Annotated in this window: 18 protein-coding genes and 1 pseudogene; 11 read left to right on the forward strand and 8 right to left on the reverse strand. The window is 67.3% G+C overall.

Annotated features, from left to right (window positions below; all coding sequences use genetic code 11):
• Window positions 1–175: 175 nt before the first annotated feature.
• The 6 genes from BLS75_RS03295 to BLS75_RS03320 form a co-directional block, all read right to left on the reverse strand.
• Window positions 176–1,234 (reverse strand): ABC transporter substrate-binding protein, encoded by a 1,059-nt coding sequence (locus BLS75_RS03295; RefSeq protein WP_011061460.1) that lies wholly within the window; start codon window positions 1,232–1,234, stop codon window positions 176–178.
• Window positions 1,235–1,271: 37 nt separating this feature from the next.
• Window positions 1,272–2,324: an ABC transporter substrate-binding protein gene (locus tag BLS75_RS03300; protein WP_072450250.1), complete on the reverse strand. Its 1,053-nt coding sequence runs from the start codon at window positions 2,322–2,324 to the stop codon at window positions 1,272–1,274.
• 19 nt (window positions 2,325–2,343) lie between these two features.
• Entirely contained in the window at window positions 2,344–3,501 is a 1,158-nt protein-coding gene (locus BLS75_RS03305; protein WP_041118346.1) for an LLM class flavin-dependent oxidoreductase, read from the reverse strand.
• Window positions 3,502–3,772: 271 nt separating this feature from the next.
• Window positions 3,773–5,680, reverse strand: a complete 1,908-nt coding sequence (locus tag BLS75_RS03310) for an ABC transporter ATP-binding protein (RefSeq protein WP_072450251.1) — start codon at window positions 5,678–5,680, stop codon at window positions 3,773–3,775.
• Complete coding sequence (locus tag BLS75_RS03315; protein WP_072450252.1) at window positions 5,673–7,454, reverse strand: ABC transporter ATP-binding protein; 1,782 nt, start codon at window positions 7,452–7,454, stop codon at window positions 5,673–5,675. Before BLS75_RS03315 ends, BLS75_RS03310 begins: the two co-directional genes overlap by 8 nt.
• A gap of 171 nt (window positions 7,455–7,625) precedes the next feature.
• Window positions 7,626–8,873 (reverse strand): acyl-CoA dehydrogenase family protein, encoded by a 1,248-nt coding sequence (locus tag BLS75_RS03320; RefSeq protein ID WP_072450253.1) that lies wholly within the window; start codon window positions 8,871–8,873, stop codon window positions 7,626–7,628.
• 572 nt (window positions 8,874–9,445) lie between these two features.
• Between BLS75_RS03320 and BLS75_RS03325 the strand changes: the two genes are divergently transcribed.
• The 8 genes from BLS75_RS03325 to glsB all read left to right on the forward strand — a co-directional run bounded on the left by BLS75_RS03325 (window position 9,446) and on the right by glsB (window position 18,977).
• The gene (locus BLS75_RS03325; RefSeq protein ID WP_072450254.1) at window positions 9,446–10,501 is read left to right on the forward strand and encodes an ABC transporter substrate-binding protein; all 1,056 of its coding nucleotides are present in this window, start codon (window positions 9,446–9,448) and stop codon (window positions 10,499–10,501) included.
• A gap of 15 nt (window positions 10,502–10,516) precedes the next feature.
• Entirely contained in the window at window positions 10,517–11,248 is a 732-nt protein-coding gene (locus BLS75_RS03330) for a class II aldolase/adducin family protein (RefSeq protein WP_072450255.1), read from the forward strand.
• A 187-nt stretch (window positions 11,249–11,435) separates the two neighbouring features.
• A complete protein-coding gene (locus BLS75_RS03335) occupies window positions 11,436–12,635 on the forward strand; it encodes an LLM class flavin-dependent oxidoreductase (protein WP_072441744.1) in 1,200 nt (399 codons plus the stop codon).
• Between the two features lie 10 nt (window positions 12,636–12,645).
• A complete protein-coding gene (locus tag BLS75_RS03340; protein WP_072450256.1) occupies window positions 12,646–14,217 on the forward strand; it encodes an ABC transporter substrate-binding protein in 1,572 nt (523 codons plus the stop codon).
• The gene (locus BLS75_RS03345; RefSeq protein ID WP_072450257.1) at window positions 14,210–15,271 is read left to right on the forward strand and encodes an ABC transporter permease; all 1,062 of its coding nucleotides are present in this window, start codon (window positions 14,210–14,212) and stop codon (window positions 15,269–15,271) included. Before BLS75_RS03340 ends, BLS75_RS03345 begins: the two co-directional genes overlap by 8 nt.
• 23 nt (window positions 15,272–15,294) lie before the next feature.
• On the forward strand, window positions 15,295–16,140 hold the full coding sequence (locus BLS75_RS03350; RefSeq protein ID WP_072450258.1) for an ABC transporter permease: 846 nt from the start codon (window positions 15,295–15,297) through the stop codon (window positions 16,138–16,140).
• Complete coding sequence (locus BLS75_RS03355) at window positions 16,137–17,927, forward strand: dipeptide ABC transporter ATP-binding protein (RefSeq protein WP_072450259.1); 1,791 nt, start codon at window positions 16,137–16,139, stop codon at window positions 17,925–17,927. Before BLS75_RS03350 ends, BLS75_RS03355 begins: the two co-directional genes overlap by 4 nt.
• A gap of 141 nt (window positions 17,928–18,068) precedes the next feature.
• Window positions 18,069–18,977, forward strand: a complete 909-nt coding sequence (gene glsB / locus BLS75_RS03360) for a glutaminase B (protein WP_011061446.1) — start codon at window positions 18,069–18,071, stop codon at window positions 18,975–18,977.
• On the opposite strand, the gene BLS75_RS03365 is transcribed toward glsB, so the two are convergent.
• Together BLS75_RS03365 and BLS75_RS03370 are read right to left on the reverse strand one after the other, a co-directional pair.
• Window positions 18,978–19,439, reverse strand: a complete 462-nt coding sequence (locus BLS75_RS03365) for an LEA/WHy family protein (RefSeq protein WP_011061445.1) — start codon at window positions 19,437–19,439, stop codon at window positions 18,978–18,980. It lies immediately after the preceding gene.
• Window positions 19,440–19,606: 167 nt separating this feature from the next.
• On the reverse strand, window positions 19,607–21,046 hold the full coding sequence (locus BLS75_RS03370) for a nucleobase:cation symporter-2 family protein (RefSeq protein ID WP_011061444.1): 1,440 nt from the start codon (window positions 21,044–21,046) through the stop codon (window positions 19,607–19,609).
• A gap of 258 nt (window positions 21,047–21,304) precedes the next feature.
• On the opposite strand from BLS75_RS03370, the pseudogene BLS75_RS03375 reads away from it, so the two are divergent.
• The 3 genes and pseudogenes from BLS75_RS03375 to BLS75_RS03385 all read left to right on the forward strand — a co-directional run.
• Window positions 21,305–21,802 (forward strand): annotated as a pseudogene (locus BLS75_RS03375) (RNA polymerase sigma factor); the annotation flags it as partial.
• 7 nt (window positions 21,803–21,809) lie between these two features.
• Entirely contained in the window at window positions 21,810–22,769 is a 960-nt protein-coding gene (locus BLS75_RS03380) for a FecR family protein (RefSeq protein WP_041118335.1), read from the forward strand.
• Between the two features lie 122 nt (window positions 22,770–22,891).
• Complete coding sequence (locus BLS75_RS03385; RefSeq protein WP_072450260.1) at window positions 22,892–25,369, forward strand: TonB-dependent receptor; 2,478 nt, start codon at window positions 22,892–22,894, stop codon at window positions 25,367–25,369.
• The last annotated feature ends 47 nt before the right edge of the window (window positions 25,370–25,416 follow it).

Below are 25,416 nucleotides of genomic sequence, written 5' to 3' on the forward strand. Positions count from 1 at the left end.
CTGGTGCTGCTGGAGCAGCACCGATTGCCCGCTGGACTGTTGCTGCGCCAGCACCGGCCCCCCAAGCCCGTAGGAGCCGGCTTGCCGGCGAAGAGGCCCGCGAGACATGCATCGCCTGGGCTGGCGCCTTCGCTGGCGAGCCAGCTCCTACGGGTTCCACCGTCAGTTCGTGGGGTTATACCGCCACGCGGGAGGTGGAGCCGATGACCGTCTCCAGGACACTGAAGTCGATCCACTCGCGCACGTCGAAACGCCGGGGAATGAACTGCCAGCGATGCAGGAAATCGGTGAAGTCCTGCAAGGCCTCGATGGATCGCGCATCCAGGGTGGTGCGCAGGCGTCGGTGGGCATCCTCGCCATAGGCGGCCGCCACCCAGTACTCGCTGGTGTTCAGTTCCCGGGCCAGGAAGCGCCGGGTTTCCTCGGGGTTGGCCCAGGCCCATTGTTCGGTGCGCAATACGGTGTCGACGATCTTCACGCTGGCGTCGAAGTGCTCGCGCAGCAGGTGGGTGTCCACGGTCAGGGTACGCGGGGTGCCGTTGTTGGAGCGGATCAGCGGGTCGGGGTGGGAACCGGTGTCCACCACCACCTGCAGGCCGAACTCGTTGGCCAGGTGCACGGCGTGGGCGCCCTTGAGGAAGATCGCGTCGATATCGCCCCGCAGCAGGCCGATCAGTTCGTTGTTGCGCCGGCTGAAGCGGGTCACCCCAAGGCTCACTTCGGAACCGTACAGGTGCTGCTTCTGCTCGTCGCTGTAGGTGCCGCCGTAGGGGTAGTCCACCAGTTCCACGTCGGCCACTTCCAGGCCTTCTAACCTGAGGGCGTTCTCCAGGCCGCGCAGGGCCTGGGCCCGGGTGAAGTCGATCTGCACGTTGGCCCACTTGGGCAGGCCGAAGCGCCGGTTCTTCAGGTCGCGGATGCTCTTCACGCCGCTTTCGGCGGTGGTCAGGATCAACTGCACCTCGTCGCTCCAGGACAAGCCCAGGACCCGGGTCTGCACGCCGCTGGAGTAGGCCCAGATGGCCGGGATGTTGCCGCCGTGGCGCACCGAGTTCTGCAGGTGGTGGTCGTAGTGGGCCTCGCGCACTTCGCGTTCGCTGGATTCGCGCAGGGACTGGATATTGGTGCCGAACGGCAGGAAGGCCTCTGCCAGGCGTCCGGACTGTACCGCTATGCCGAGCCCGGTGGGCACCGGGCTGTGGGTGTACCAGAGGGTATCGAGTGATTTGCTCATAAGGGTCTTCAGTTCGAATCCATGAAACCTGGCGCGGTCAGCCGGCCAGAGCGGTAGGGGTAGCCAGCAGCGCATCCAGCGGCCGGCGGTCGATCCATTGGCGCACATCCACCTGCTGCGGGATGAAGCGCCAGCGCCGCAGGAAGGCGCTGAAATCCTGCAGCGCGTCGATGGCCTGTTCTTCCAGGCAGGTGCGCAGGCGCAGGTGGGCATCCTCGCCATAGGCGGCGCTGATCCAGTACTCGCTGCTGTTGGTTTCCCGGGCCAGGTAGCGGCGGGTGTCTTCCGGGTGGTGGCGGGCCCAGTCTTCGGCCCGCAGCACCGCGCCGAGAATCCCGGTGGCGACGTCCAAGTGCTGCTCCAGCAGATGACTGTCCACCGTCAGGGTGCGCGGTGTGCCGTTGTTGCAGCGGATCAGCGGGTCGGGGTGGGCGCCGGTGTCGATCAGGGTACGCAGGCCGAACTCATGGGCATGGCGGGCGGCGCTGGCGCCCTTGAGGAAGATCGCGTCGACTTCGCCTCGCAGCAGGCCCTGCAGTTCCAGGTTGCGTCCGCTGCTGGGCTGGGCGCTGACCGGGGTGTCGGCCAGGGTCTGCACCTGGGGGTCGCTGAAGGTGCCGCCGTAGCGGTAGTTCACCAGTTGCAGGTCGCCCACTTGCAGGCCGTCCAGGCCCAGGGCGTTTTCCAGGCCGCGCAGGGCCTGGGCGCGGGTGAAGTCGATCTGTGCGCCGGCCCAGTCCGGCAGGCCGAAGCGTCGGCCCTTGAGGTCCTTGATGCGGTGGATGCCGCTGTCGGCACGGGTCAGGATCAGTTGCACCTCATCGGCCCAGGACAGGCCGATCAGCCGGGTTTCCCGGCCCTGGGCCCGGGCCCAGAGGGCCGGGATGCTGCCGCCGTGGCGCACCGAGTTGCGCAGGCTGTGATCGAAGTGCGACTCGCGCACGGCCTGGTCGCTGGACTCGCGCAGCGACTGCACCTGGGTGCCGAGGGCGCCGAGGCTGTCTTGCAGCCAGCCTTTCTGCACGGCAATGCCCAGGCCCGTGGGGACCGGGCAGCGGGTGTACCAGAGGGTATCCAGAGGATGGGACATGAACGGGCTCCTTATAGGCTCAGGCGCGGGCCTGTAGCGGCGTCGCCTGGGCGACGGGGCGTTGCTGCACCAGGGGCAGGACTTCCTGGCCGATGCGCAGGGCTTCTTCCAGGTGCGGGTTGCCCGCCAGGATGAAGGTGGAGAAACCGGCATCGCGGTACTCTGCCAGGCGCTCGGCAACGTTCTGGTGGCTGCCCACCAGGCCCACGGTGGGCCCCGGCTTGGCCTTGGCGAAGCCGGCCCAGAGGTTGGGGCCGAGGATCAGGTCGTCGAAGCGGTCGACGTTCTGGTGGTAGGCGGTCTGCCGCGCAGCGCCCACCGAATCCGAGCCGCTGGTGAAGTTCTTGGCGATCAGGCTGCCCTTGCCTTCGAGCTTGTCGAACTGGCGGCGCAGGTCGGCCCAGGCCTGCTCTTCGGTTTCCCGGGCGAACAGATCGACCCGCAGGCCGAAGCGCACCGTGCGCCCCTGTTTGTCCGCCAGCTCGCGAACTCGCTCGATGTGGGGCTTGAGCTGGTCGATGGGCTCGGCCCAGTTGAGGTAGACGTCGGCGTGCCGCGCCGCCACGTCCAGGGCCGCATCGGAGAAACCGGAAAAATACACCCCCGGCTTGCGTTCCTGCTGCAGGCCCGGGGGCAGGGCGCCGTTCTCCAGCTGGTAGATATCGCCGTCATAGGAGAAGCGTTCGTTCTGCCACAGGCCCTGGATGATGTCGAGGAACTCGCCGGTGCGCTGGTAACGCCGGTCGTGGTCCAGGTAATCGCCATTGGCTCGCTGGCTGACCGGGTTGCCGCCGGTGATGATGTTCCAGTCCAGGCGGCCGTGGCTGAGGTTCTGCAGGATCGCCGCCTGTTGGGCGGCGTAGGCCGGCAGGGTCCAGGTGGCCTGGAAGGCGATCAGAAAGCGGATGCGCCGGGTTTCCCGGGCCAGGGCCGCGGCCACCACCCAGGGCTCGGGGCCGGTAGGCAGCAGGGCGCCTTCGAAGCCCGCCAGCTCGGCGGCCTTGGCCACCTGGGCGATGTAGTCGATGTAGGTGAAACCGTCGGGCTCGCCGTTGGCCAGGCGCCCGGGGGCGATATGCCCGGCACGGGGGTGGGGGTTGCCGCGATTGTGCTTGTCGGTGCTCAACTGCGGGCCGTCGGTGCCCAGCGGCAGGCGCCAGAAAAATTCAGTGCTCATGGGTGCTCCTGATTCAGTAACCCGTTGCGCCGCGCGGGTGCGAAGACGCCTGTCAGGGAGTAATTGCAACGGCCATGCCATGGCCGTCGCAGCCCACCATGGCGGGGGTTCGGGGGCTTCAGCCGGCCTAGCGCAGGGCCCTGGTGCTGCTGTAGCAGCACCCCGGCAGCAACCGCTGCTGAGCGCGCAACAACCCAGCGCCTCCTTGCCGGCGAACAGGCCCTTGAACCTTGTGCTGTCCTTGCGGGCGCCTTCGCTGGCAAGCCAGCGCCTACAGCTGGCGCGATATCGGCGGTGCTTTTGCAGGAGCCGGCTTGCCGGCGAAAGGGGCCGCGGGGTTTGCGCCGCCGGGTTGGTCGGCGCTACGCAGATAGGCCTGGTACAACGCCGCATAGGCGCCGTTCTGCCGGATCAACTGCTGATGCGGTCCCTGTTCCACCAGTTGGCCGTGGCGGATCACCGCGATCCGGTCGGCGTCGCGGATGGTCGCCAGGCGGTGGGCGATGATGATCGCCGTGCGCCCCTGGCACAGCCGGCGCAGGGCGCGCTGGATGCGCCGCTCGGTGTGGATGTCCACCGCCGAGGTGGCTTCGTCCAGTACCAGCACCGCCGGGTTGGCCAGGTAGGCCCGTACCAGGCACACCAGTTGCCGCTGGCCATGGCTCAGGTGCCCCCCCAGGGGGCCGACCTCGCTGTGGTACTGGTGAGGCAGGCGTTCCAGCACCTCGTCGGCCCCCAGCTCCCGGGCCGCGGCAATCAGTGTTGCATCATCGGCGCCGGGGGCTGCCAGGCGCAGGTTGTCGAGGATACTGCCGCTGAACAGCACATTGTCCTGCAGCACCACGCCCACGGCCCGGCGCAGGTCGTGCTGGGCCAGGTGCCGGATGTCCACGCCGTCGAGCGTCACGGCGCCGCCCTGAACGTCGTAGAAACGGGTCAGCAACTGCACCAGGGTACTTTTGCCATGGCCCGAGGGGCCGACAATCGCCAGCACTTCGCCGGCCTTGATCTGCAGGTCCAGGTTCTGGATCACCGCGCTTTTGCTCCTGGGGTCGTAGGCGAACCGCACCTGTTCGAAACCGACCTCGCCCCGGGCCCGCTGCATGCGCTGGGGCTGGGCCGGGTCGAGGACCTGGGGCCGGGTGTCCAGCAGCAGAAAGATCCGCTGCGCCGAGGCCGAGCCGGTGGCGTAGCGTTCGAACAGGTCAGAGAGCTCCTGCAACGGGCCCAGAAACAGAAACACGTAGAACAGGCTTTCCGCCATCTGGCCAACGCTGATCTGGTTATCGGCCAGCCCATAGCCGCCCACCAGCAGCAGCGCGGCCATGCCGGCGGTGCTGAGCAGCGCGGTGAATGGGGCGAACCAGCTGGAGCGCAGGCTGCCGCGGATCAGCGCCTGGTTGAAGTCATCCAGCAGGCCGCGATAGCGCTGCAGGTTGGGTTCCTGCTGCCCGCATTGCTGGAGCATGCGCGCGCCGCTGACGCTTTCCACCAGGTGCGCGGTGAAGCGGCTGCGGTTCTCCGCGACCCTGGCCCAGTTGCGCTGGGAGATGCGCTTGAAGCCCCAGGTCGCCAGCGCCAGCAGCGGCACCGTGGCCGCCAGGCTGAGGAAGAAGCGCGGGTCGATGCGCCACAGCATCAGCGCCGCCAGGGCGCAGCGCAGCACGGCCCCCAGCAGCTCCGGCGGACCCTGGATCAGCAGTGGTTCCAGGCTGTCGACGTCGCGGTCGGCGCGGGAAATGATGCGCCCGGCGCGGGTCTGGTCGAAGTAGCTGACGCTCAGGGCCTGGATATGGGCGAAGACCTTGACCCGCAGGTCGTTGAGCACCCGGATCGCCGCGCTGCCGGCGACGAACTGCGACAGCCCGGCCAGGACGAAGCGCCCCAGCCAGCTGGCCGCCAGCCCCAGGCCCAGCCACAGCACCAGGGACTCGTCCAGCAGCCAGTGACCCTGGTCCGGGACCAGCCCGCGGTCCAGCAGTTCGCGCACGAACCAGGGCCGCAGGAACACCGTGAACACCAGCAGCAACTCGATGCCGATCACCGTCAGGATCGGGCCGCGGATCGGCCGCAGCAGGGGCAGCAGGCGCGACAGCATGCTGCGGTCCAGGGCCTGGCGGGCAAGCATTTCCTCGATTTCGATATCGCTCAGGGCCTTGCCGGCGATTGGATTAGCCATGGTCGACTCCCAGCAGGTCGCGGTAGTGGGCGTTGGTCTTGAGCAGCTCGGCGTGGCGGCCGCTGGCGCGGATTCGCCCGTCCTGCAGCAGCAACACCCGGTCCGCCAGGAGAATGGTCGAGAGCTTGCTGGAGATCACCAGCAAGGTGGTGGCCCGGCCCTGGTCTCGGCGCAACTGGCGGATGTTGTCCAGCACCTGGCGTTCGCTGATGGCGTCCAGGGCGCTGGTGGCGTCGTCGAGGCAGAGAATGTCCGGCTCCCCCAGCAGCGCCCGGGCCAGGCTCAGGCGCTGGCGCTGGCCACCGGAGAGGGTGACCCCGCGATCGCCGAGGCGGCTGTCCAGCCCTTGGGGCAAGCGTTCCAGTACGTCTTCGGCGGCTGCCAGGGCCAGGCCCTGGCGCAGCTGCCGGTGGCTGGCGTCGGGGGCCGTGAGGCGCAGGTTGGCCGCCAGGGTGTCGGAAAACAGGAAGCTTTCCTGGGGCACCACATGCACCCGGCGCCGCAGCTGTTGCAGGTCCAGGTCGCGCACGTCCTGCCAGCCGCTGAGTTCCGAGCCCAGCAGCACCCGGCCGGTACCGGCCTCAGTGAGGCGCGGCAGGAGGCTGGCCAACAGGCTCTTGCCGGTGCCGGTGGCGCCCACCAGGGCCACCACCTCGCCGGGCTCAAGGCTCAGGGTGCAGTCATCGAGAATCTTCCGGCCACCGCCGGGGGCGCTGACGCTGACCCCCTCCAGGCGCAACCCCAGGGGCGCCTGGGGCAGTCGGGCGTTGCCACTGCGGATGTGCAGCGGCTCGTCCAGCAACTGCCAGATGCGCTCGGCACTGGAGCGGGCGTCGGCAAAGGTCTGCATCACCCGGCCGATGCCTTCGATGCGAAACACCAGGGTGGTGACGATCAGCAGGGCGCTGACCAGCTCGCCGATCCCCAGCTGCCCGGCCGCCACCTGATGAGCGCCGTAGACCAGGATCCACACGTGGCTGAGGGCGACCACGGCCTGGGGCAGGGGGATACGCGAACTGGAATAGGCCAGGGCCCGGCGCGCATGCTCGGCGAACAGCCCGACCTGGGCGGCAAAACCCTGGATGCGGCTGTGCTCCAGGGCGAAGGACTTGATCACCCGCACCCCGCCGATGCCCTCGCTGAGGTCCTGGTTGACCCGGTCGTAGGCAGCGCCCACTGCGCGGTCGAGGCTCACCAGGTGCTCGGTCTGGCGCACGAAGATCCACAGTCCGCAGGCGGTGAGCAGCAGCGGCACCACCGCCAGCCAGGGGCTGTACCAGGCCAGCAGGCCGACCGTGGCCAGCACCACCAGGGGCGTTTCCACCACCTGGCGCCAGAAGCTGATCAGGGCATCGCGGACCTTGTCTGCATCGCGGGTGGTGCGGGTGATCATTTCACCCATGCCGTGCTGCCAGTGGTAGCCCAGGTGCAGGCCCTGGACCTGCTGCAGGATGCGCTCGCGCAGGCGGGTCAGCAGTTCCTGGCTGAGCACCAGGGACAACACCGTGGCGGCGTACTGCAGCAGGCCGCGGCCCAGGGCCACCGCCAGCAGCAGCCACAGCCAGTACCAGCCCAAGCTGGCATCCAGGCTGCCGTCGGCCAGGTGCTTTACCGCCTGCCCGCTGCTGACATCGTTGACCGCATGGCCGATCAGCCACTGCTGCCAGAACAGTCCGAGGTTGACGGCGACATAGAGCAGCGCCACCAGGGTGAAGCGCCACGGCACTTCCCGGTAGATCGCCAGCGCGCGCAAAAGAGGGTGTTTTTCGATCATGCAGGGCTCGTTCAAAAAATCGGCCACCCCCGTAGGGGCAGACTTGCCAGCACCTAGGGTGTGCGTGATGCCGTGGTTGTGGGTAGGCGCCGGCTTGCCGGCGAAGAGGCCCGCAGGCCTTGTGCCGGGCTTGAGGGCGCTTTCGCTGGCAAGCCAGCGCCTACGGCGGCGTCAGGGTGCGGGGCGGGTCGCGCCCTGTTGCTCCTTGGCGTTGAGGATCGCGGTGTATTCGCCCGGGTCGACGCCGTTGAGGTAGTAGTTGCCCACGTGGTGCAGGCGCCAGCGGATCGGGTCGTGGGTGGTGTGCACCCGGGCATTGCGCCAGAAGCGGTCGAGGTTCCATTTGCTCAGGGAGGAACTGGCCCCCAACAGCGAGAAGATGTCGCTGGAGATCTTCAGCGAGGCGCTGTCGGAATGGGCCCGGGCGGTGGCCACGGACAGGATCAGCTGGTCCTGCAGTTCCTTGTTGTCCGGGTCCTGCTCGTGTTCGTCGAACACCCGCGCGGCATCGCGCAGCAAGGATTCGGCAGCACGCAGGGCCACGGCGTATTCACCGATCTGCTTGATGATGTGCGGCTCTTCGCTGGCGTGGTCGACGCCGCTTTCCACCCAGGGCCGGGCGTGCTGCTTGAGGTAGTCCACCGCGGCCCCCAGGGCTCCGGCGGCGATCCCGGTGTCGATGGCCGCATGGAGGATCTGCGGGAAGGTCAGGCCGGTGCGTTTCATCGGGCCCTTGCGCGGCGAGACAAAGTCTTCGTCCAGTTCGATGTTGTCGAACAGCACCGTGCCGCTGACCGAATTCTGCTGGCCGAAGGCATGCCAGTCGTCCACCAGGGTCAGGCCCGGGGCGTTGCGGTTGAGCAGCACCCCGGCGCCGCCTTCTTCGCTGGCGGCGGTCAGGGAAATCCATTCGGCCAGGTAGGAACCGGTGGAGTAGAACTTGCTGCCGTTAAGGATCAGTTTGCCGTCGGCGCGGCGCTCGATACGGGTCTTGAGGGCGAACTTGTTCTTGCCACCGATCTCCGCCAGGGCATTGCCCAGGCGCTTGCCGGCCAGCACGTCGCTGACCAGGCGGTCGCGCACGGCATCCGGGTAACCGTTGAAGATGCCCCGCAGCATCACGTTGTGGATCTGCAGCAACTGGCCGACACCGCCATCGGCCACCGAGATCAGGCGCACCGTTTCGACGATGGTGGCCACCGAGGCCCCCAGGCCACCGAAGGCCTTGGGCACACCGATGGCGGTCAGGCCGCTGTCGGACAGCAACTGCGCCTGGCGCCGCGGCAACTGGCCGTTGGCCTGGCTGTCGGCGGCGATGGCGGCGATTTCCGTGGCGATTTCCCGGGCCACGGCGATGGCTTCGGCCTCGCTGCCCAGGACACGGACCGGAGTGACAGGAAGGGCTTGAACGCTACTCATGCTGGTACCTCTATCTGAAGAAATCTGCCCCCAGGGGCGTGTGTATCGGCCTGATCCGTAGGAGCCGGCTTGCCGGCGAAAGGGCCCTTGAGCCTGGCGCCGGTCTTGGCAACGCCTTCGCTGGCAAGCCAGCTCCTACAGGGGCGTGTGTATCGGCCTGATCCGTAGGAGCCGGCTTGCCGGCGAAAGGGCCCTTGAACCTTGCGCCGGTCTTGGCGACGCCTTCGCTGGCAAGCCAGCTTCTACGAAAAAGGGCTGGGTTTGAGGAGGCTTGAGCAAGTTCTGCGCCAGGGCCTTTTCAGTGTGCTGAAAATCCGTTGCAGGCCTTGTGCGACAAGGCTGGCTGGCGGGTGCGCAATGGCTTCTAAAACGTCTGCTGCTGCTCCAGCAGCAATGCTCGTCGGCCCGTTGCTCCGACGGCAGCAGTCGCCGCGCAATGCTGCTGGTCGGGCAGCAGTCGGCGAGGTGCCGGTTTCGCGGGCAGCGGCCCCGGCCCCGTAATCCGGGGCCTTGCCCGGTTGGCACGGGCGCTGCAATAGCCCTGGCAACAGCCATTGCACAGGAACTCGTTCATGACGCTTGCCGCCACATTGCCCACGTCCGCTGCCCAGCCTGAACTGGAGCAGATTTGGTTCACCCGCTGCCCGGTGCCCACGGCTTCCGGGATCGCCTACAAGCTGGGCTGGCTCAGCGAGGAGTTTGCCGCCGACGGCCTGCCGGTCGCGACCCTGCAGGAAGCCCGGCAACTGGGCCATCACCACTACGATCACCAGTTGCCGGGGCTGTTTCGCGAGGGCGGCAACGTGCCGGCCCTGGCCGCCCGCGCCGCCGGTTCCCCCAGCCGGCTGATCGGCCTGACCTGGATCGAGGAATGGCAAACCTTGCTGGTGCGCCCGGATTCCGGCATCAGCCGCCCCGAGCACCTCAAGGGCAAGCGCCTGGCGCTGCCGGCCTGGGGCGAAAACCGCCCGGGCAGCATCGCCCGGGCCATGAGCCTGCACGGCTACAAAGGCGCGTTGAGCCTGGCGGGCCTGGGTTTCGACGACGTGCAACTGGTGGAAGTGGCGCTGCAGGACCAGGAGCGTGCGGCGACGCCCCAGGAAGGTTTGCAGCGCCTGTGGTCGGGCCTGGACTACCTGGTGCGCGGCGAGGTGGACGCGGTCTACGTCAAGGGGGCTGCCGCCGCCGATGCCGCGCGGCGCCTGGGGCTGGTGGTGGGCATCGACCTGGACCTGGTCGCCGAGCCGCGCTACCGCATCAACAACGGCACGCCACGGCCGATCACCGTGCACCAGAGCCTCTTGGACAACCACTTCGACCTGGTGGTGCGCTTTCTCGCCCAGACCCTGCGCGCCGCCGACTGGGCGGCCCACAACCGGCCGGCCCTGAACGCCTTCCTGGAAGAGGAAACCCGGGCCGGCAGTGCCGGGGTGAATGAGGCCTACCGCGGCGATTTCCACACCACCCTGGCGCCCGACCTGTCGCCGCAGCGCCTGGAGTTTCTCGATATCCAGAAAAACTTCCTCTATCGCCATGGCTTCCTGGAACGGGATTTCGCCATTGCCGACTGGGTCGACCCACGTCCCTTGCACGCCGCCCATGAACTGCTGGCCCAGCGCCGCGCCTGAACCCGGAGAATCGCCATGACCGTATTGATCAACGAACAACCCATTACCCAGGAACTGCAGGCCTTCATCGATCAGGTGCTGCTGGAGGCCGAACAGGCGTTCACCGTGTTCCGCGAAACCCGGACCATCACCGCCAACGGCACCGTGGGCTTCATCGAACGGGTACCGGGCCAGGAACTGCTGGTGTCGGTGAACTACGGCGGCCCGTGGAACTACCGCAAACCGTTGCAGGCCACGGTCACCGACTTTGCCGGCAAGGTGATCCTGGGCCAGGGCAAGGGCGGCCTGGGACGCTATACCAAGCTGTTCCAGCAGCATGCCGACATCACCACCGTGTCCCATGTGCATTCGCCGTACCTGGGAGCCTGGGCCCAGACCCACCGCACGCTGCCGTTCCACTATGTGCCGGTGCAGCGCTACCAGCTGGCCCGGGAGCTGCCGGTGTACATCGACCGGCGCCAGCCCGAGGTGGACTTCATCCTCGACAGCATTGCCCAGAACCCCTTCAACCTGGCGATTCTCGAAGCCAACGGCGGCTCCACGGTATGGGGCAAGCAGGGCCTGCGGGCCACGGCGGAATTCATCCTGTTGCTGGAAGAGGGCGCGCAACTGCAACTGCTGGCCGACGCCCTGGGTGGCTCCCGCCCTTATGGCCCAGGCGTACTGACCCAGCAATGGAAGATGAGCGGCCTGTACGAGCGCGCCACGGAACTGGGCCTGGTGCCCGCCATCGACCGCCGCAGCTGACCTGCCGCCCCCCGGGCAGCGGCTATCGGAGCTGTTGTAGGAGCTGGCTTGCCAGCGAAAGCGCCCGCAAGGGCGATACAAGGCTTGAGGGCCTCTTCGCCGGCAAGCCGGCTCCTACGCGGTGGGGGTCGGCGGTGGGCGGGGCAGCGATGGCTGCACTGGCTTCAATCATTCAAGGAACAGCTACATGGCAGTCAAGATTCTCTGGTACCTCACCACCCCCGACGGCCCCTATCCCTGGGAGCCGGAAGGGCGCTGGAACACCGATTTCCAGCACCTCAAGCAACTGGCGGTGGCCAGCGATCGCCTGGGCTACTACGGTTCGCTGCTGGGTTCGAGCCCCAATGAAAGCCTGGCGGTCTCGGCGGCGCTGATCGATGCCACCCAGCGCTTGCGCTTTTTGGTGGCACAGCACCCGGGGGAGTTGTCGCCGGCGGTGCTGGCCAAATGGGCGCTGACCTTCGATCAGTTCTCCAACGGCCGCCTGCTGTTCAACGTGGTCAACGGCAGTGACGCCGGGCTGGCCACCCTGGGGGTGCACTATCCCCACGATGAGCGCTATGACTTCAGCCTGGAGTACTGGCGGGCGTTCCAGGGCTTCTATGCCGGGGACACCGACGGCTACGACGGCCGCTACGTCAAGCTGGCGCCGCGCTCGCCGGCCGCGGCCGGCCATCCCCTGGGCGGCTGGCACGCGCCGAGGCAACGCCCCGGCATCCCGCTGTGGGGCGCCGGCACCTCCGGCCCGGGAGTGGCCCATTCGGTGCAGTTGCTGGATGTGTACCTGAGCTTTGCCGACACGCCGCCGAAACTCGGCGAGAAATTCCGCAAGGTGGCCGCCGAGGCGGCGAAGATCGGCCGTGAGCTGAGCTTCGGTACGCGCCTGCAGATCATCGTCCGGGAAACCGAGGAGGAGGCCTGGGCCCACGCCGAGAAACTGCTGCAGCGCACCTCGCTGCAGACCGCCCGGGCTTCCATCGAACGCCAGTTGCCGCCGGGGGAAACCCTGGACAGCTTCCACAGCGACGACCCGCAGATCCAGCGCAATGTCGAGGCGATCCGCACCGGCCGCCTGCCCAAGGCCCGGGACCTGGAGATCTACCCCAATGTCTGGCTCGGCCCGAGCCTGTTCGGCTTCAACATTCTCGGGCCCGCCGCCGGCACCTACCTGGTGGGCAGCGCGCGGCAAGTGGCCGAGCGCATTCGCGAATACGAAGAGCAGGGCACCTCGGCCTTCATCCTTTCGGGCTTTCCGCTGATCGACGAGGCCCACCGGGTGGCCGACCTGCTGTTCCCGCTGCTGGAGCTGGATCACGGTTTCGAGGTGCCGCGCCTGGGCGCGACGCTGGCGGCCAGGCAACCGGCCAAGGCCACCGAGCAGGCCTGAGGAGCGAGCGATGAGCGAGGCATTTTCCCGCCGGGTATTCCTCGGCCATTCCCTGGCCGCCGGTGGCGGCCTGTTGCTGGGCAGCAGCCTGCTCAGCGGCTGTGACAACGGTGCAGCGCCCGGTGCCGCGCCGTTGCTGCCCGGCACCCCGGTGCGCGGCGGGCGCCTGCGGGTGGGGATCATCGATGGCGACCAGTCCGGCAATCTCGACGCCCACAAACCGGTGGGCGGCGGGATCATTCGCGGCTGGGCGCTGTACAGCAAGTTCTGGGAATGGAACCCGGACGTCAGCACCCGGCTGGCCCTGGCGGAGTTCGCCGAGCCCAATGCCGACGCCAGCGTCTGGACCATCCGCATCAAGCCGGGGCTGGAGTTCCACCACGGCAAGAGCATCGGCGCCGACGACATGCTGTTTTCCATCCTGCGCCTGACCGACCCGCAACTGGCTTCGCCCTTTGCCGGGCTGGTGGGGGCCATCGATCGCCAGGCCCTGCGCAAGCTCGATCAGCGCACCATCGAAATCCGCTTCAAACAGGGCCAGAGCTTCTTTCCCCTGGACGAAACCCTGATCAGCTTCGGTGCCATAGTGCCCACCGACTACCACCCACAGACCAACCCGGTGGGCGCCGGCCCCTACCGGCTCAAGCGCTTCATTCCCGGCCAGCGCTCGCTGTACAGCCGTTTCGAGAACTACTACAAGCCCGGCCAGCCCTACGCCGACGAACTGGAGATCATCGAGTTCAAGGACCAGGTGTCGCGGGCGGCGGCGCTGCGGGCCGGGCAGATCGACGTGGCCAGCGGCGTACAGGCCGAGCACAGCGCGCTGCTCAAGGCCGATCCGCGGCTGCGCTTCTACGCCTCGCCGAGTACTTCTTTCACCGGCTTCAACCTCAATCTGGCCAAGGCGCCGTTCCAGGATGTGCGGGTGCGCCAGGCGTTCCGCCTGCTGGCCGACCGCCAGGAGCTGGTGGACCGTGGGCTCAATGGTTTCGGCCGAGTCGCCAATGACCTGTATTCGCCCCACGACCCCACCTACAACCACGGCATTGCCCAGCGGCCCCATGACCTGGAACAGGCCCGTTCGCTGTTGCGTCAGGCCGGGCAGAGCGACCTGCGGGTGGAGCTGACCACCACCCCGGGCCCGGGGGTGAACGCGGCGCTGGTGTTCGCCCAGCAGGCGAAGAGGGCCGGGGTCGAGGTCAAGGTGACCCAGGTTGACGCTTCGGTGTTCAACGGCCCCCAGCGCGAACAGTGGCTGCTGTCGCCCGGGGCCACGCCGGCCCGGGGCTTTCTTGCCTCGGCGCTGCACAACGACGCTCCCCAGGCCATCTACAACCGCAGCAACTTTCACGACCCGCGATTCACCCAGCTGTACCAGCAGGCCCTGGCCCAGCCCGATCTGCAACTGCGCCGGCAATGGGTGCACGAAGCCCAGGCCATCCAGCACCAGCGCGGCGGGCTGCTGATCTGGGGCTTCAACGATGTGCTGGACGCGGCCTCGGTGCGGGTTGGCGGGCTGGTGCCGGAACAGACGACCTTCGCCTCCTGGCGCTTTGACGAAATGTGGTTGAACCATGCCTGACACCTGCCGCAACACGCCCCGTACCCCGGCCTGGCTGTCCTGGTTCGTCGGCCTCCTGGGCTACGGCCTGCTCACGGCCTGGGTCATCAGCCTGGTGGTGTTCATCGCCACCCAGGCGCTGCCCTCGGACCCGGCGCGGGTGATCCTTGGCCCCGACGCGCCCCTGGAAAGCATCCTCACCCTGCAACGGCAACTGGGGCTGGACCGGCCACTGCTCGAGCAGTACCTGCACTGGCTGGGCCAGACGCTGGAAGGCGATCTGGGGCAGTCCCTGGATTCCAGCGCGCCTGTGGCCGACGTCCTCTTCGCGCGCCTGGGCTACACCCTGGCGTTGCTGGCCGGGGTCATCGCGCTGGTGGTGCCCGCGGCGCTGCTGCTGGGGGTGACCCTGGCCCTGCGTCGTGACAGCCGCCTGGACCGCTGGAGCCTGTCGTTGCTGATCTTCCTCAAGGCTACCCCGGGTTTTCTCCTGGCCATTGGCCTGGTGCTGCTGTTTTCCATGCCCCACATGGACCTGCTGCCGGCGGTGTCGATCCTCGACCCCCAGCTGGCACTGTGGCGCCAGCTGCAATTCCTGGTACTGCCGGTGCTGGCCTTGAGCCTGTCGGCCTTGCCCTACCTGACGCGCATGGTGCGCGCGGCAATGATCGAGGCCCTGGAATCGGACTACGTGATCGCCGCGAGGCTGCGGGGCATCCCTGAGTGGCGCATCGTCTGGTGCCACACCCTGGCCAATGCCCTGGTGCCGGCGGTGCAGGGGCTGGCCCTGACCCTGCGCACCCTGATCGGCGGGGCCCTGCTGGCGGAAGTGGTGTTCAGCTATCCGGGGATCGGCACCGCCCTCAACTCGGCGATCCAGATGCGCGATCTGCCGATGATCCAGGCCATCGTGCTGGTGATCACCCTGGGGGTGGTGCTGATCAACCTGTTGGCAGACCTGGCCACGGTGCTGCTGACCCCCAAGTTGCGTACGGCGCGGCGGGCCGGCCTGATCCGCCGCAACCGACGAGGCCTCCAGCCCTGGTGGCGCCGCTCGGCGCCCAAGGCTCCCTGAACCTGCGGCATGAGAACCTATCCATGAACGACTTACGCATTTCCCGCTGGCGCCTGTGGCTGGGCGAACCGCAAACCCGCAAGGGTGCATTCATCACCTTGCTGGTGGTCCTGCTGGCGCTGTTCGGGCCCTGGCTGGCGCCCCATGGCAGCACCGACATGCTGGGCCCGGTGTACGGCGCGCCCGCTGCCGGCGCCTGGCTCGGCCATGACTTTCTTGGCCACGACGTGCTTTCGCGGTTGCTCAGCGGGGGCCTGTCGGTGTTGTGGATGTCCCTGGCGGCGGCCTCCATCGCCCTGCTGGTGGGCAGCGCCCTGGGGTTGCTGGCCGGCCTTTCGCGGCGCCGGCTGGACACGTTGATCAGTTGGCTGGCGGATGTTTCCCTGGCCTTTCCCGACCTGATCCTGGTGCTGCTGATCGTTTCGATGCTAGGGCGCGCGCCTTGGTTGATCGTGCTCACCGTGGCCATCGCCTTCACCCCCGGGGTGGTGCGCCTGGCCCGGGGCAGCGCGGTGGCGGTGGCGGGGCAGGAGTTCGTCGAGGCGGCGCAGATGATGGGCTATTCGCGCTGGCGGATCCTCTCTGGGGAAATCCTGCCGAACATCCTCACGCCGCTGCTGGTGCACTTCGGCAACATGCTGACCTGGGGCGTGGGCATGCTGTCGGGGCTGGGTTTCCTCGGCTATGGGGTGGCGCCGCCGGCCGCCGACTGGGGGCTGATGATCAACGAGAACCAGGCCGGGCTGCTGGTCCAGCCCTGGGCGGTGCTGGCCCCGGCGCTGCTGATCGGGGTGTTCGCCTACGGCACCAACATCCTCGCCGAGGGCATCGGCCGCAGTCAGGCGCGGATCGGGGAGAAAGGCCCATGAACGCCGTGGTGGAAGTGACCCGAGAGGCCCGGGTGCTGCAGGTTGAGGGGTTGCGGGTGGAACTGGCGGGTGGCGTGGAGGTGTTGTCCGGGGTCGGCTTCAGCCTGGCCGCGGGGGAAATTCTTGGCCTGGTGGGGGAGTCGGGCTCGGGCAAGACCACCCTGGCCACGGCCCTGCTGGCCCATGCCCGGCGGGGCGCGCGGATTGTCGAAGGGCGGGTCGAGGTGGCCGGGCAGTCGTTGCTGGACCTCTCGGCGCAGGACCTGCGCCGGGCCCGGGGCGGCCTGATCGGCTATGTGGCCCAGGACCCGGCCACCGCCCTGAACCCGGCGCTGCGCATTGCCGACCTGCTGGAGGAAACCCTGGCGGTGCATCCATCGCACCTGGACCGCCAAGGGCGGCAGCAGCGGATCCGCGACACCCTCAAGGATGTGGGCTTGCCGGCGGATCGCGAGTTCCTGCGGCGCTTTCCCCATCAGCTGTCCGGCGGCCAGCAGCAGCGGGTGATGCTGGCCCTGGCCTTTGTCCTGCGGCCCCGGCTGATCGTGCTCGATGAGCCCACCACGGCCCTGGATGTGACCACCCAGGCGCACATCCTCGGCACCTTGCGCCACCTGTGCAAAAGCCTGGGTGTGGCGGCGATCTATGTGTCCCACGACTTGGCCGTGATCAAGGACCTGGTGGACCGGGTGCTGGTGATGTACGCCGGGCGGATCGTCGAAAGCGCCTCCCGCGAGGCGCTGTTTCGCCAGCCGGCCCACCCCTATACCCGGGGCCTGCTGGCGGCGATTCCCGATGTCGGCCAGCGCCGGCCCCTGCTGGCGATACCTGGGCAGGCCCCGGCGCCGGGGCAGCGGCCGGCGGGGTGTGCCTTCGCGCCCCGGTGCCCGCGCCAGCGTGCCCAATGCACAGCGGGCGAGCCGTTGCTGCAAGGGCTTGCAGCTGATGTCCAGGTGGCCTGTATCGACCCTTATCGGCAGGCGTTGCCCATGCCGGCGCCCGTGGTGGCGGTGCAGGCGGCTGTGTCCGGCAGCGAACGACGGCCGCTGCTGGAGGTCCAGGGCCTGAACCTGGCCTATGACCGCCAGGTGCTGTTCGACGTCAGCCTGCAAGTGGTGGCGGGGGAGTGCCTGGCGCTGGTGGGCGAGTCCGGCTCCGGCAAGACCAGCCTGGCCCGGGCCCTGGCCGGGCTTGGCGAGCACGCCGAAGGCCGGGTGCGGTATGCCGGCCAGCCTCTGAGCCTGTCTGCCCGGCAGCGGAGCAAAGGGCTGCGGCACCAGATCCAGTACATTTTCCAGAACCCCTACCGGGCGCTGAACCCGCGGCACACCCTGTACCAGACCCTGAGCGCACCCCTGGAGCACTTTTTCGGCATCCGGGGGGCCGAGGCCAGGGCGCGGGTCCATGCGGTGCTGCAACGGGTGTCGCTGTCGCCGGCCCTGGCGGACCACTATCCCCACAGCCTGTCCGGGGGCGAACGACAGCGGGTGGCGATTGCCCGGGCCCTGGTGTGCGAACCCAAACTGCTGATCTGCGATGAAGTCACCTCGGCCCTGGACGTCTCGGTACAGGCCTCGATCCTCGCGCTCCTGCGCCAGTTGCAAGACGAAGGCCTGACCCTGCTGTTCGTCACCCATGACCTGGGCGTGGTACGGGCCATTGCCGACCGGGTGCTGGTGCTCAAGCAGGGACGGGTGGTGGAGCAGGGCGCAGTGGACGCCGTGCTGGACCGGCCCGAGCACATCTACACCCGGACCTTGCTGGAGAATTCGCCACGGCTTGGGTGACATCTTCAGAAACCCTTGCACCGCCTTCGCTGGCAAGCCAGCTCCTACAGGGGGGGCATTTGCCGGTGGACTGTGCTGCGCCGGCCCTGGCGTGCGTCTAGCTGCCATAGCCCCGCAGTCGTATCGGTAATGAGCCAGAACATGCAAGACCTGTTGAACCAGATTCTCGATGAAGTCCGCCCCCTGATCGGACAAGGCCAGGTGGCCAATTACATTCCGGCCCTGGCGGATGTGCCGGCCAATCAGTTGGGCATTGCCGTGTATGGCAACGACGGCCAGGTGTTCAGCGCCGGTGACGCCGATACGCCGTTCTCGGTGCAGAGCATTTCCAAGGTCTTCAGCCTGGTGCAGGCCATCGGTCATTCCGGCGAGGCGATCTGGGAGCGCCTGGGCCACGAGCCCTCGGGGCAGCCGTTCAATTCCCTGGTGCAACTGGAGTTCGAGCGTGGCCGGCCGCGCAACCCCTTCATCAATGCCGGGGCCCTGGTGATCTGCGACATCAACCAGTCGCGCTTTGCCGCGCCGGCCTTGTCCATGCGCGACTTTGTCCGGCGCCTGTCGGGCAACCTGCAGGTGATGGTGGACGGTCGGGTGGCCGAGTCGGAGTACCAGCACCGCGCCCGCAACGCGGCCATGGCCTACCTGATGCAGTCCTTCGGCAACTTTCACAATGATGTGGAGGCGGTGCTGCGCAGTTACTTCAGCCACTGCGCCTTGCGCATGAGCTGCGTGGATCTGGCCCGGGCCTTCTGTTTCCTGGCCAACGACGGCTTCTGCAAGCACAGCGGGGAGCAGATTCTCACCCGGCGCCAGACCCAGCAGGTCAACTCGATCATGGCCACCAGCGGCCTGTACGACGAGGCCGGCAACTTCGCCTATCGGGTCGGCCTGCCGGGCAAGAGCGGGGTGGGCGGGGGAATTGTGGCGGTGGTGCCGGGGCAGTTCACGGTCTGCGTCTGGTCGCCGGAGCTCAACAGCGCCGGCAACTCGCTGGTGGGCATGGCGGCCCTGGAACTGCTCAGCCAGCGTATCGGCTGGTCGGTGTTCTAGTTACCAGGCGCCGGGGTTGCTCAGGCTGAGCTGCCCGCGATCGATGAAGCGCTGGGTGCCGAACAGCCCGCCGGCAAGCTTGCCGCGCAGCACGTAGGGCAGGTTGTCCAGGCTCTGGGTCTGGCTCAGGCCCAGGGTCTGGCGCAGCACCGAGAAGGCCGAGACGCTGACCGGGATCACCAGGATGTCTTCCGAGTAGCGGCCGATATGCCCCTGCTGGTCGCTGACCCCGGAGGCCAGGGGGCGGCCGTTGACTTCCAGGTCCAGGGCCACGCCGTTGTAGTCGATGGGGCTTTCGTTGGGGTTCTGCAGACGCAGTTTCACCGCGAAACGCATTTCCAGATCCTGGCTCGGCAGTGGCTCGATGCCCACCACATTGATCGCCAGTGGATCGCGATTGGGCAACAGCGCACAAGCGCTCAGGCTGAGCAGTACCAGGGTCAAGGCGATCAATCTACGCATGGAATACCTGTCGGCAATGGAAATGAATGGCTGGCCGGCACCTTGTAGCCGCTGCCGACCCGCGAGGCTGCGACAAGGCCAGCAGGGCCTTGCCTGGCAAACCCCCGGCCAGCCTTCCACGGCCGAGGGCCCATCACCAGCGCTCGCAGCATAGACGCCTGCGAGCCTCAGGAGTTCGCTTTGCCGCTCATGTCCGGGTCTTGCATGACCTTGAGGGTCGCCGCTTCCGGATCGAACTCGTCTTCTTCCAGCTCAAGGAATTCCTCCGGCAGGAAGATGTTCAGGAAGATCGCGCAGAAGGCGCCCACGGTAATCGGCGACTCGAAGATGTTGTGCAGCGCCTTGGGCAGCTCGCGCAGCACTTCCGGCACCGCCGCCACGCCCAGGCCCATGCCCAGGGAGATGGCCACGATCAGCACGTTGCGCCGGTGCAGCCCGGCCTCGGCGAGGATCTTGATCCCGGCCACGGCCACGGTACCGAACATGATCAGGGTGGCGCCGCCCAGCACCGGCTTGGGCATCAGTTGCAGCACCGCGCCGATCACCGGGAACAGGCCCAGCAGCACCAGCAGCCCGGCAATGAAGTAGGCCACGTAGCGGCTGGCGACGCCGGTCAGTTGGATGACCCCGTTGTTCTGGGCAAAGGTGACCATCGGCAGGCTGTTGAACACCGCTGCCACCGCCGAGTTGAAACCGTCCGCCAGCAGCCCGGACTTGATGCGCTTGATGTACAGCGGGCCTTTCACCGGCTGCTGGGAAATCATCGAATTGGCGGTCAGGTCGCCGGCTGCTTCCAGGGGGGAAATCAGGAAGATCACCGCCAGGGGAATGAAGGCGATCAGGTCGAAGGAGAAACCGTACTTGAACGGCACCGGCACGCTCACCAGGGGCACCTCGGGCATGGCCGCCATGTCCACCCGGCCGAGCATCCAGGCCACCACGAAACCCAGGGTCAGGCCGATGACGATGGAGCCCAGGCGCAGCATCGGGTGGTTGAAGCGGTTGAGTACCACGATGGTCAGCAGCACCAGCGCCGCCAGCCCCAGGTTGCTCGCCGCGCCCAGGTCACTGGCACCGTAGCCGCCGGCCATGTCGGTGACCGCCACCTTGATCAGCGACAGGCCCATCAGGGTGATGATGGTGCCGGTCACCACCGGGGTGATCAGCTTGCGCAACTTGCCGATGAACTGGCTGAGGAACATCTCGATAAAGGCTGCGACAAAGCAGATGCCGAAGATGGTGGAGAGGATTTCGTTGGTGTCGCCACCCCGGCCCTTGACCATGAAGCCGGCACTGAGCAGCACGCTGATAAAGGAAAAGCTGGTGCCTTGCACGCACAGCAGGCCGGAACCGATGGGCCCCAGGCGCCGGGCCTGGACGAAGGTGCCCAGGCCGGAGACGAACAGCGCCATGCTGATCAGGTACGGCAGCTCGCTTTCCAGCCCCAGGACCCCGCCGAAGATCAGGGTCGGGCTGATGATGCCGACGAAACTGGCCAGCACATGCTGCAGGGCGGCGAAGATCGCCGCGCTGAAATGCGGACGGTCGTTGAGGCCATAGATCAGGTCTGACTTGTAGCGGGGAGGGGAGCGGTCGGGTGCGGTCATGGGAAAAGGCCTGCCAGTGACGTGTGAAAACTACGGGGGCACACGTCGGAAAGTGGACGGGACTTGGGCCGCAACGCCATGTCATGGACAAGACGTGCGCACCCGGTCAGAAAAAAGGAGGCGCAGGATGCCAGAAAGGCGCCGCAGCCAGAAGGGCAAACAGGCGGAAAAAGCCAAGTTGGAAAGGATACGAAAGATACTGTTTCTCATTTGCCTTTATGGAATAATCCGCCTCCCCGATCTGCGGACCGCCCCCCGATGCTGCCGACCCCCAGCCTGCTGCGCAGCTTTCAAGAGCATTACGACGACCTGCTGAAGTTTCTCACCCGGCGCATGAGCGATCGCCAACGGGCGGCGGACGTGGCCCAGGAGACCTACCTCAAGTTGCTCAAGGTCGATCCGCAGACGGTAGAGGTGCACAACGACCGCGGTTTCATTTTCCGTGTGGCCGGCAACCTGGCCATCGACACCCTGCGCCGCGAGCAGCGCCTGGCGGCCAACCTCAGCGACGGCCAGGAGCACACCGAAGCGGTGGACCCGGCCCCGGCACCGGAAGCCGTGCTGCTGGCCAAGGAGCGCCTGGCGGTGCTCGACGAGGCCCTGGCGCAACTCTCGGACAACGCCCGCCAGGCCTTGCTGCTCAATCGCCTGGAAGGCCTGACCCAGGCACAGATCGCATTGCGCCTGGGCGTTTCCGAAAGCATGGTGGCAAAATACATCGGCCAGGCCCTGCGCCATTGTCGCGACTGGCTGAAAGTCCACCATGAATGATTCCTTCTTGCCTGCCGCCGATGCCATGACCGACCACCCCGAAAGCCTCGAAGACGCCGCCATCGACTGGCTGGTGCTGCTGCACTCCGGCAACGCCACGCCGGCCCAGCGCATGGCCTTCCAGCAATGGCGCCAGCGCAGCCCGGCCCATGCCGCAGCGGCCGCCGAGGCCCAGCAACTGTGGGGGGACCTGGGGCAGACCGAGACCGCGCGGCAACACCAGGCGCCGCCCGTCATGGTGCGCCGGCCACGGCGCTTCTGGCCGGCGCTGGCCGCTTCGCTGCTGCTGGCGCTGGGGGCTGGCCTGGGCTGGCAGCAGTGGCCGGCCTTGACCTCGGACTACCACACCGGGGTCGGCCAGCAACAGAGCATCACCCTGGCGGACGGCTCACGGGTCACCCTCAACAGCGCCAGTGCGCTGTCGGTAGCCTACTCGGCGGATGAGCGCCGGGTGATCCTGCGCAGCGGCGAAGCACTGTTCGAACCGCTGGCCGACCCGCAGCGGCCTTTCGTGGTCCAGGCCCAGGCCCAGCAACTGCAAAGCGCTGCCAGTGCCTTCAGCGTGCGCCGCGACGGCCACCAACTGACGGTGGTGGTGCGCGAAGGGCAGGTGCAGTTCAGCGGTGACCACGCACCAGTGCTGCTCCAGGCCGACCAGCGCCTGCAATACCAGCCCGGCCAGCCGCTGCTGGCCCAGCAGACCGTGGACGCCGCCAGCCTGACCGCCTGGCAGCGCGGCAAGCTGATCTTCAACGGCCGCCCGCTGGGTGAGGTGATAGGTGAACTGGAGCGCTACCAGCATGGGCGCATCCTGATTTCCGACGGTCAGTTGGCGGCCCTGGCCATCAGCGGCGTGTTCGACCTGCATGATCCGCAAGGCTCGCTCAAGGCCCTGCAGCAGCGCTACCCGCTGCACGTCACCTATCTGCCATGGCTGGCGGTCCTGCACTGAGTCGAATTTTTTTTGCCTGGGCACTGCAAGTTCCCCTGGGGGAAATCGTCGTAGTGAGACTGAGAAGACAATCATTCTCATTGACGTCATTTCAACCGGCTGGGAAGGAACACGTGAAAGCAATGTTCAAGCTGTCGACACTGGGGCGCGGTCACCACATCATGCGCCGCACATTACTGGCCCAGGCCCTGTTCGCCGGGGCCTTGAGCCCGGTCCTGGCCCAGGCCCAGGAGGCCGCCACGGTCAGCCAGGCCGGCAGCGCCCAGGAGCGCCGGGTCTCGTTGAACCTGCCGGCCCAGCCCCTGGACCAGGCGCTGACCCGCTTCGCCGATCAGGCCGACCTGCGCCTGCTGTATACCACCAGCGATGTCGAGGGCCTGCAATCCACCGCCCTCAACGGCGAGGTCACGGTGGCCCAGGCCCTGCAAAGCCTGCTGGCCGGCAGTGGCATGAGCTGGTCGTTCAGCGACGGGCACACGGTGATCCTGCGTCGGGCTGGCGTGCCGGCCGCCAGCCTCAACCTCAAGCCGACCCAGGTCACCGTGGCGTCACGCACCAGCGCCGCCATCAGCGAGATTCCCGGCACCGTGTGGGTGGTGGAGCAGAGCCAGCTGCGCGAGCAGTTGAGCACCGGGGTCAGCCTAAAGGAAGCCATCGGCAAGTTGGTACCGGGCCTCGACCTGGCCCCGGAAGGGCGCACCAACTACGGCCAGAACATGCGCGGGCGCAACGTGCTGGTGATGATCGACGGGGTCAGCCAGAACAGCTCCCGGGGCCTGTCCCGTCAGTTCGACAGCATCTCGCCGTTCAACGTCGAGCGGGTCGAAGTGCTGTCCGGGGCCAGCGCCATCTACGGCGGCGGCGCCACCGGCGGCATCATCAATATCGTCACCAAGAAAGGCGAACCGGGCCCGGCGCGCTTCGAGACCCAGCTGGGGGCCAGCAGCGGCTTCAACAACAGTGACGACCTGACGACCCGCATCGCCCAGTCGGTGAGTGGCGGCAACGAAGCCATCAGCGGCCGGCTGGCGGTGGCGGGGGAGCAGAACCAGGCGTTCTATGACGGTGCCGGCAAGCAGATCTTCATCGACAACACCCAGACCGACCTGCAGTACAACCGTACCCTGGACTTGATGGGCAGCCTGGCCCTGCAGTTCAACGAAGAGCAGAGCCTGGACCTGCTGGCCCAGTACTACGACTCCGGCAACCATGGCAGCACCGGGATCTACTTCCCCAACCTCAAGTACAAGGCGCCGTCCAACCTGGAAGACGCCGAGCTGCGCGGCGGCTATTCCACCGACCTGGAACCGCGTACCAAGCGCCTGCTGCTCAACGCCAACTACCACCACAGCGACGTGCTGGGCCAGGATTTCTACCTGCAGGCCTCGTACCGCAAGGAAGACAACAACTTCTTCCCGTTCCCCTACTACAACAGCGGCAGCCCCGCAGGCTCCAAGGGTGTGTACTTCGCCGCGTCCCAGCAGAATTTCGAAGTCACCAGCCTCAAGGCGCTGTTCGCCAAGGAGTTCGAGGCGTTCAAGCTGACCTACGGCGTGGACCTGGACCGCGAGCGTTTCAATGCCCAGCAGAGCACCTTCGACCAGGGCATCTCCTCGGGCAGCGGCGGCCTCGACCTGGTGACCCAGAGCAAGGCGCCGCGCTATCCCAGCTACCGGGTCGACGGCCTGTCCGGCTATGCCCAGCTGGACTGGCACGCCACCGACAACCTGACGGTATCCGGCGGCTACCGGCGCCAGCAGATGGACGTGGACGTGGGCCAGTTCAAGAACGTACCCGGCGGCAGCAACGACTATGCGGTCAACCTCTACAACCTGGGCACCATCTACGACTTCAAGAACGGCCACCAGCTGTGGGTCAACTACGGCGAGGGCTTCGATCTGCCGGACCCGGCCAAGTTCTACGGCAAGCCGGGCCTGAGCGTGGACGACAACCCCCTGGCCGGGATCAAGAGCCGCCAGGTGGAGACCGGCTGGCGCTTCTCCGATAGCGACTGGGATGCCCAGGCGGCGCTGTACTACATCTGGTCGGACAAGGTGATCACCACCGACCAGGCCACCCTGACCATCGACGTCAAGGACCAGAAAAGCCGCGACTACGGTTTTGAAAGCGCCCTGACCCGGCACTTCCAGAACGGCTGGGAGCTGGGCGGCACCCTGCATGCCGTGCGCTCCGAGGAGGAGAACAAGAACGGCGGCTGGAGCAAGCGTGACGCCCGTTATGCCTCGCTGTCGAAACTCACCGCCTTCGTCGGCTGGAAGGACGACAGCAGCAGCGTGCGCCTGCAGGGCAACCACGCCTTCACCCTCAAGGACGACGCGGTCAAGCAGATCGACGCCACCCACAGCGTGGATGCGCCCAACACCATCGACGGCTACACCACCTTCGACCTGCTGGGCAGCCACGACACCGAGTTCGGCACCTTCAGCGGCGGCATCCAGAACCTGCTGGACAAGCAGTACAGCACCGTCTGGGGCCAGCGCGCCAAGCTGTTCTACTCGCCGACCTACGGCCCGGACTACCTCTACGACTACCAGGGCCGGGGCCGCACCTACACCCTGACCTGGACCATGGCCTACTGACGCCCCGGGGGCTCTTGCGGCCCCTGTAGCCGCTGCCGAGCCCCACC

The sequence above is a fragment of the Pseudomonas sp. NFPP12 genome, from assembly GCF_900103205.1.
Taxonomy (GTDB): Bacteria; Pseudomonadota; Gammaproteobacteria; order Pseudomonadales; family Pseudomonadaceae; genus Aquipseudomonas; species Aquipseudomonas protegens.